General features: G+C 70.3%; 1 protein-coding gene. It reads left to right on the forward strand.

Going from position 1 to position 1,494, the window contains the following annotated elements:
* Positions 1-267: 267 nt before the first annotated feature.
* On the forward strand, positions 268-1,470 hold the full coding sequence (locus ACTWQC_RS35745; RefSeq protein WP_443320038.1) for an IS110 family transposase: 1,203 nt from the start codon (positions 268-270) through the stop codon (positions 1,468-1,470).
* The last annotated feature ends 24 nt before the right edge of the window (positions 1,471-1,494 follow it).

Genomic DNA, 1,494 nt, shown 5'->3' on the forward strand with positions numbered 1-1,494 from the left:
CCCCCGTTATCTTCTTCGCGGTCCTGCAAGAGGGCCGCTGGCCTCCGGGCCCGGCATGACTGTTCCCCCCTGTCGAAGGGATGACCTGGGGGGTGGTGTCACCGGGCCCGAGGGGTGCCGTTGGAGACGCTGATGAGAGGTCCGACTACCGCCCCGCCGAGCGCAACGCCCGGCATCTCTGGGGTGGCAGGTCTGCATAACGTGGATGCGCGCGTACGGCGCCGAAGCCCTGGCCAGCACCGCACGAGCCCTGTTCGGGAGGACGGGTTGTACGACATCGACGACGTGGGCGTCTTCCTCGGCCTGGACGTCGGCAAGAGCGCCCACCACGGGCACGGGCTCACCCCGGCCGGCAAGAAGGTCTTCGACAAGCCCCTGCCCAACAGCGAGCCGAAGTTGCGGGCCGTGTTCGACAAGCTGGCCGCGAAGTTCGGCACGGTCCTCGTGATCGTGGACCAGCCCGCCTCCATCGGCGCCCTCCCGCTCACCGTCGCCCGGGACGCGGGCTGCAAGGTCGCCTACCTGCCGGGACTTGCCATGCGCCGCATCGCCGATCTCTACCCCGGCGAGGCAAAGACCGACGCCCGCGACGCGGCGGTGATCGCGGACGCCGCCCGCACCATGCCCCACACCCTGCGCTCGCTGGAGCTCACCGACGAGATCACTGCCGAGCTCACCGTCCTGGTGGGCTTCGACCAGGACCTGGCGGCTGAAGCCACCCGCACCAGCAACCGGATACGCGGCCTGCTCACGCAGTTCCACCCCTCCCTGGAGCGCGTCCTGGGCCCCCGTCTCGACCATGCAGCGGTGACCTGGCTGCTGGAACGCTACGGCTCCCCGGCCGCGCTGCGGAAAGCCGGACGCCGCAGGCTGGTCGAGGTGATCAGGCCCAAGGCTCCCCGCATGGCCGTCCGGCTGATCGACGACGTCTTCGACGCGCTCGACGAGCAGACCGTTGTCGTCCCCGGCACCGGCACCCTCGACGTCGTGATCCCATCCCTGGCCCGCTCGCTCGCCGCCGTCCACGAGCAACGCCGTGCTCTGGAAGCGCAGATCGAGGCCCTGCTGGAGGCACACCCTCTTTCCCAGGTCCTGACCTCGATGCCCGGGATCGCGGTCAGGACCGCCGCCACCTTGCTGGTCACCGTCGGCGACGGCACCAGCTTCCCCACCGCCGCCCACCTGGCCTCCTACGCCGGTCTGGCCCCGACGACGAAGTCGTCGGGGACCTCGATCCACGGCGAACACGCCCCGAGAGGCGGCAACCGGCAGCTCAAACGCGCGATGTTCCTGTCCGCCTTCGCCGCCCTGCACGATCCCGCCTCCCGCACCTACTACGACCGCTGCCGGGCCCGCGGAAAGACCCACACCCAGGCCCTCCTCCGCCTCGCCCGCCACCGCATCAGCGTGCTGTTCGCCATGCTCCGCGACGGCACCTTCTACGAACCCAGAACCCCACGCCTCGCTTGACCACAGACATAGAGGCACCCCCCC

The organism is Streptomyces sp. 8N616 (assembly GCF_052246385.1).
In the GTDB taxonomy this organism is placed as follows: Bacteria; Actinomycetota; Actinomycetes; order Streptomycetales; family Streptomycetaceae; genus Streptomyces.